The sequence below is a fragment of the Nocardioides sp. genome (genome assembly GCF_030149505.1).
In the GTDB taxonomy this organism is placed as follows: Bacteria; Actinomycetota; Actinomycetes; order Propionibacteriales; family Nocardioidaceae; genus Nocardioides.
Genome location: NZ_JASBRN010000065.1, coordinates 22,929 through 29,009, shown reverse-complemented (window position 1 = coordinate 29,009; position 6,081 = coordinate 22,929). Strand labels below are relative to the sequence as shown.

General features: G+C 73.2%; 6 protein-coding genes. 3 read left to right on the top strand and 3 right to left on the bottom strand.

From position 1 onward, the window contains the following. Window positions 1-186 precede the first annotated feature (186 nt). Together Q1V71_RS14295 and Q1V71_RS14290 are read right to left on the bottom strand one after the other, a co-directional pair. Window positions 187-1,203: an Abi-alpha family protein gene (locus tag Q1V71_RS14295; RefSeq protein ID WP_300644603.1), complete on the bottom strand. Its 1,017-nt coding sequence runs from the start codon at window positions 1,201-1,203 to the stop codon at window positions 187-189. Then, a complete protein-coding gene (locus Q1V71_RS14290) occupies window positions 1,200-2,513 on the bottom strand; it encodes a hypothetical protein (RefSeq protein WP_300644602.1) in 1,314 nt (437 codons plus the stop codon). Before Q1V71_RS14290 ends, Q1V71_RS14295 begins: the two co-directional genes overlap by 4 nt. Before the next feature lie 126 nt (window positions 2,514-2,639). Here Q1V71_RS14290 and Q1V71_RS14285 point away from each other — a divergent pair, with 126 nt between their 5' ends. The 3 genes from Q1V71_RS14285 (at window position 2,640) to Q1V71_RS14275 (ending at window position 5,588) form a co-directional block, all read left to right on the top strand. After that, entirely contained in the window at window positions 2,640-4,568 is a 1,929-nt protein-coding gene (locus Q1V71_RS14285; protein ID WP_300644601.1) for an alpha-amylase family protein, read from the top strand. Window positions 4,569-4,746: 178 nt separating this feature from the next. Next, a complete protein-coding gene (locus tag Q1V71_RS14280) occupies window positions 4,747-5,190 on the top strand; it encodes a hypothetical protein (RefSeq protein WP_300644600.1) in 444 nt (147 codons plus the stop codon). After that, the gene (locus Q1V71_RS14275) at window positions 5,187-5,588 is read left to right on the top strand and encodes a hypothetical protein (RefSeq protein ID WP_300644599.1); all 402 of its coding nucleotides are present in this window, start codon (window positions 5,187-5,189) and stop codon (window positions 5,586-5,588) included. Before Q1V71_RS14280 ends, Q1V71_RS14275 begins: the two co-directional genes overlap by 4 nt. Before the next feature lie 41 nt (window positions 5,589-5,629). On the opposite strand, the gene Q1V71_RS14270 is transcribed toward Q1V71_RS14275, so the two are convergent. Further along, a complete protein-coding gene (locus tag Q1V71_RS14270; RefSeq protein ID WP_300644598.1) occupies window positions 5,630-6,064 on the bottom strand; it encodes a MerR family transcriptional regulator in 435 nt (144 codons plus the stop codon). Window positions 6,065-6,081: the final 17 nt, after the last annotated feature.

Genomic DNA, 6,081 nt, shown 5'->3' with positions numbered 1-6,081 from the left:
CGCGCCCTCCCGGAGGCGCCCCCTCCGGCGGAACCAGTCCGCTCCTTCGTCCCTCACGAGAGGACGGCCAGGCCCATCCACCCTCCTCCGGGGGCGCCTCCGCGCGGTCGCGGTGGGCTCGGGCGTCCGCACGTCGGGCGGCCGGCCCGTCGACCCGCCGTGTCCAGGTCGCGAGTGGTCGTCGCGTCAGGAGCCGCCGCGGTCCGAGCTCGGCTCGCCGCTCTGCGCCTCGGGCGGCGCCTGGTGCTCGGGGAAGGACCGCTCGGCGGTGACCTCGTCGACCAGCACGGTGCGGCAGAAGTCCTCGCCGAAGGGCGTGAGGTGGATGCTGCGCCGCACGACCTTGGCGAACTTCACCGAGTGCATGGCGGCGAGCACGTCGGGCTGGGCCTCGACGACCTGGTACTCCAGCGGGTCCCGCAGGGGCTCGCGGGAGAACCACACGAGCCCGAGCCGGTGCAGGTTGTTGAGGTAGGCCGGGACCTGGTCGGGGTAGCGGGTGCCGGAGCGGGCGCCGATCATCGTGAGGCCGGGGGCGATCAGCTGGCTGCTCACCATGCCGATCGGGCCGCCGGTGCGCACGTCGACGCTGGGCTGGGGGCCCTTCTCCAGCAGCAGCACGAGGATGCGCGCCTCGTCGGGGGCGAGCTCGGTAAGGATCCGGTCGTACGCCGGGTGGCCGGCCTCGCTGGACCAGACGTCGCGCGAGCGCTCGAGCAGCTCGGCGCCCTTGTCGCGCAGCGAGCGCGAGCGCGGCTCCTCGTTGACGGAGCCGACCGACCCGGGTACGACGGAGGAGGTCGTGCCGCCCACGGGCTCGCGGATGGCGCCGAGCGACTCCGCGGCGCGCAGCAGCGCCGTGCCGACAGGCGTGCCGCCGGAAACGGAGCGTGCGAGGTCGGAGACGACCTGCGCGGCCTCGGTGGCGTCGTGGGCGAGGCGCGCGGCCTCGTCGCGGTTGGTCGCGGCGCGGGCCAGGCGACGGGCGGAGCGCACGTAGCTCTTCACGCCCCACTCGGTGGTGTGGAGGGCGGCGTACCCGGCGACCCGTGCGAGCCCCGGCAGGGCCTCCATCGCCGGCGCGACCTGCGCCTGGCCGGGCAGCGCCCGGGGGGTGGCGCGGGTGCCGCCACGACCGTTGAGGCGGGTGTCGACACGGGGGCCGACCTGGTCGGCGCGGGGGTCGCCTGGCGGCTCGCTCACTTCGCGACCCCGAAGATCCACAGGTGCAGGAAGCCACCGGCCAGGCCCATGATCGCGCCGTGGGCGTAGAGCATCCACTCGTCCTCCTTGATCGCCGAGCGCATCATCTCGACGAAGTCGCGCGGCGGCAGCTCCTTGGTGCGGGTCGCGATGAGCGTGCGGATCTTCTCCGACTGCCGCTTGCTGAACTCGGGGTCCTTGAACGGCACGAGGGTGCGCCCGACCGCCTCCTGGGCCACCGAGTCGCGGATCGTGTCGAAGCGGGCCGGGCCCATCGCGACGCGCACCGCGGCCTTCGCCGGACCGGCCGCCTGCTCGATCGCCGGGCGCAGGGCGGTGGCGAGCATCTGGCGGGTGCGGTCGCCGCTGGGGCCGTCGAGGATGAAGTCGCCGATCCGCTCGAGGGTGATGACGTCCTCGGCGATGATCCGGGCGTAGACCTCGGCGGCCTCGTCCTGGCGGCGCAGGAAGAGCCCGTGCACGCGGATGCCGAGGATCCGCTTGGGCTCCGGCGGCTCGAAGATCAGCCACATGCCCAGGGCGTTGGTGATCCACCCGACGGCGACGCCGAGGACCGGCAGCAGCCACCAGAGCTTGAAGACGCTGTCGATGAAGGCCACGGGGATGCCCAGCAGGAACCCGAAGACGAAGCCGAAGGCCACCATGAGGTTGAGCTCGCGCTGGCCGAAGTCGCGGAAGATCCGCACCACGAGCGCGGGGTTCTCGCGGAAGTGGTCGATCACCATGATCTTCGGGTCGAGGATCTGGTCGATGTGCACGCCGATCTCGTGCGTCACGTTGCCGACGACGGAGGGCAGCTGGGCCTGGACCCGCTGGATCACCGCCTCGCGCACGGGGCGGGGCAGGTCGCGCCACAGCCGCGGGTGCTCGCGGCGCATGACCTCGTCGACCAGGCCGGGGATCTCGGGCCGGAACGTCGTGACGATGTGCTCGGCGATCTTGTCCGGCTCGAGCTGCTGGTAGAACTCCGCCGGGGTGCCCAGCTTGGCGATCGCCTTGTCGACGGCGATCGAGCCCATCTTGGCCGCGCGCGCCGGCACGATGCCCTGCCAGCCGATGCCGCCCTGCAGGACGCCTGGCACCTCCTGGGCCTTGCGCGGGAGCACGCTCGCGAGCTCGCGCATCCCCGGGATCCGCACGCCCTTGAAGTGCACCGGGGAGAAGAGCATCCACAGGCCCGACCAGTTGATCAGCCACCCGACGACGCCGGTGAAGACCGGGATCGTCCAGAAGTGGATCCAGCCCACGTCCGCGGCCCAGTCGCGCGCCCAGTCCAGCAACCAGTCCACGTCAGGTCTCCTCGGTCAACCCCATCGTCCGAGACGATCCACCAGAGGGTAGTGGCGACCACCACAGGTCCACCAGGTGTCCCGCGCCACCCCTCTCCCACCCTCCGCGCCCGCTACGGTCTGCCTGTGGCCCAGCACACGTCCCCCTCTCAGCCCGGGGACCGGCCCGCGGTCGCCGAGGCGCTCGCCGACCTGCCCGCCCACCTCGTGCGCACCTTCGAGCGCCGCATGGAGCGGTGGCTGCCGGACCTGCGCGCCGGCGTCGAGCCGTTGTACGACGACGCCGACGCGGTCGTGGACCGGCTGCTCGCCGTGGCGGCCCGCCGCTTCGCCGCGCGCCCCGAAGACCTGCACGACCTCGACGAGCGCCGCGTCCTGGCACCGGACTGGTTCCAGCAGCCCGGGGTGCTCGGCTACGCGACGTACGTCGACCGCTATGCGGGGACGCTGCAGGGCGTGGCCGGGAGGCTGGACCACCTGCAGGAGCTGGGCGTCACCTACCTCCACCTGCTGCCGCTGCTGCAGCCGCGGCCGGCACCGCACGACGGCGGGTACGCCGTGGCCGACTACCGCTCGGTGCGCGCCGACCTCGGCACGATGGCCGACCTGCGCGACCTGGCCACCTCGCTCCGCGAGCGCGGGATGAGCCTGTGCCTGGACCTGGTGCTCAACCACGTCGCGCGCGAGCACGAGTGGGCCGCCCGGGCGCGGGCCGGCGAGGCGGCGTACCGCGACTTCTTCCTGGCCTACCCCGACCGCACCGAGCCCGATCGGTGGGAGGCCACGCTCCCGGAGATCTTCCCGGACTTCGCCCCCGGCAACTTCAGCTGGGACGAGGAGCTCGGCGGCTGGGTCTGGACGACCTTCAACGCCTGGCAGTGGGACCTGAACTGGGCCAACCCCGCGGTGCTGGAGGAGTTTGCCGACATCATCTGCGACCTCGCCAACACCGGCTGCGAGGTCTTCCGGCTCGACGCCATCGCGTTCGTGTGGAAGCGGCTCGGGACCAACTGCCAGAACCAGCCGGAGGTGCACGCACTGACCCAGGCGCTGCGCACCGTCGCGCGGATCGCCTGCCCCGCGGTGGTCTTCCTGGCCGAGGCGATCGTCGGTCCGCGTGACCTGCTGGCCTACCTCGGCGAGGGCGAGCGGCACGGCAAGGTCAGCGACCTCGCCTACCACAACGCGCTGATGGTGCACCTGTGGTCGATGCTCGCCAGCGGCGACACCCGGCTCTCCTCCAAGGCGATGGCCGCGCTCCCCCCGCCACCGTCGACGACGGGCTGGATCACCTACGCCCGCTGCCACGACGACATCGGCTGGGCGATCACCGACGAGGACGCCGAGGCGGTCGGGCTCTGGGGCTCGGCGCACCGCCGCTTCCTGGCCGACTGGTACGACGGGTCCTTCGCCGGCTCCTGGTCGCGCGGCCTGGTCTTCCAGTTCAACCCCGCCACGGGCGACAAGCGCACCTCCGGCTCGCTGGCCTCCTTGGCCGGGCTCGAGGCCGGGGACCCGCTCTCCCTGGAGCGGATCCTGCTGCTGCACGCCGCGATCCTCGGCTTCGGCGGGGTGCCGGTGATCTGGATGGGCGACGAGGTGGGCCTGCTCAACGACCCCGACTGGGACTCCGAGCCCGAGCACGCCGACGACAACCGCTGGGTGCACCGCCCCCGCATGCCCTGGGTCGAGGGCACCCACCGCCCGCCCGACCCGCACGGGCTGCTGCCCCGGCTCCAGCACCTCGTCGACGTACGCCGCTCGCTGCCGCACCTGCACGCCGCGACCCCCGCCACCGTGCTGGAGATCGCCCCCGACGGGGTCTTCGCGGTGCTGCGCCGCCACCCCCACGGACCGTTCCTCGCCCTGCACAACATGTCCCCGACCCCGCGCCGGGTGCCGTGGTGGGTGCTGGAGCACGTTGGCCTCGGTCGCTCCGGCGCGGCCGTCACCGACCACCTCGGCGGCCTGTCCGGACCGACCGCCCTGCACGCCACCGACACCGGCGGCTCGGTCGACCTCGCGCCGTACCAGGTGCGCTGGCTGACGGCCTGACCCGCTGACTCGGCGCTGGTTCGACGCTCACTCGGCACACGGTCGACGGTGACCCGGCCCGAGCGCGCCGTCGCGCAGGCCCCGACCGCCCAGGCGTTTGCTGAGGTGAGCCGACGGGTAGCGCGCCCGTGTGATCTGGAGGATGCATCGACGCCTGGAGCCCGGGAGGCACCACGAGGTGCAGACCTGGAGCGCAGTGCGCATACGGACGCTCAAGCCGGAGCTGAGGCTCACCACGTCCGCCCCGCCGCAGCAGGTGCTGGAGGTCCTGGACCTGGCGTTGCGCCAGCGGAACTGGAAGATCCTCGACCGCGCCACCGCTTCGCTCAAAGCGAGGTACATCGACTGGTTCGACCTCATCTCCGGCGGGATCAACCGGACCGTGCTCGAGCTGACGATCCGTCAGGAAGGCGTCCCCGGACGACCGACCTCGACGACCGTCGTCGTCCGGGCCCGCTCCTTGGACTCCGATCGCAAGGCCCGCAAGCTCGCCGCCGAGGGGCTCTCCAACGCCCTGGCCATGCTCCGCGCGCAGGGCCACACCGCCCAGGCCACAGACTGGTACGACGCCGACCGGGGCGCACCGGGCGGGGCCGCCGACGGAACTGCTGGATCCCCGTGAGCACCGAGGTAGCCCCCTGGGACGTGGCGCGGCTCAAGAGCCTTCGACCGGCGCTCACCCTCACCACGTCGGCGGCGCCCGAGGAGACGCTCGCCACCCTCGACCTGGCGCTGCGGCAGAGCGGCTGGACGATCCGGCAGCGCACGACGACCTCGTTGCAGGCGCGCGAGATCGAGTGGTTCTCCGTCATCGCCGGCCGTCTCAACCGCTGCCTGCTGGACCTCGTGGTGGAGGCGGCGGACACCTCCGGCACCCGGGTGGTCGTGCGCGCCCGCTCGTTCCCCGCCGGCGACCCCGGGCGGAAGAAGGCAGCCCGGGGCCTGAGCGACGCCCTGCGACTCCTGCGCCAGCAGGGCCACACCGTCCACGCCACCGACTGGTACCCCGCAGACCGTTAGTGCTGCGCGGGCGCCCACCCGCGGGTGGACCATCGAGAGGGTCAGCGGGGGCGGCGCCAGACGACGAGGGAGGAGCCGGGGTCCGGCGAGCGCAGGACGGGCAGCCGCTCGGGGGCCCGACCGGTGGCGCGGCGACGGTCGAGCGCCTGGCGCAGGGCCTCGCGGGTGGCCTCGAGCTCGACCTGGAGCTCCTCGTTGCGCGAGGCCAGGGCGGCGACGCGGTTCTCGAGGTCGAGGATCCGGCGCACCCCCTCGATGCCGATGCCGGCGGAGGTGAGCTCGGAGATCTCGCGCAGCCGCTCGAGGTCGCGCTGGGAGTAGCGGCGCCCACCGCCGCCGGTGCGGCCGGGGGTGATCAGGCCGAGCCGCTCGTAGGTGCGCAGGGTCTGCGGGTGCAGACCGGTGAGCTCGGCCGCCACGGAGATGACGAAGACCGCGGCGTCGGGGTCGGCGCCGAAGGGGCTGCGTCCGGGCATCACGGGTTCACCTCACC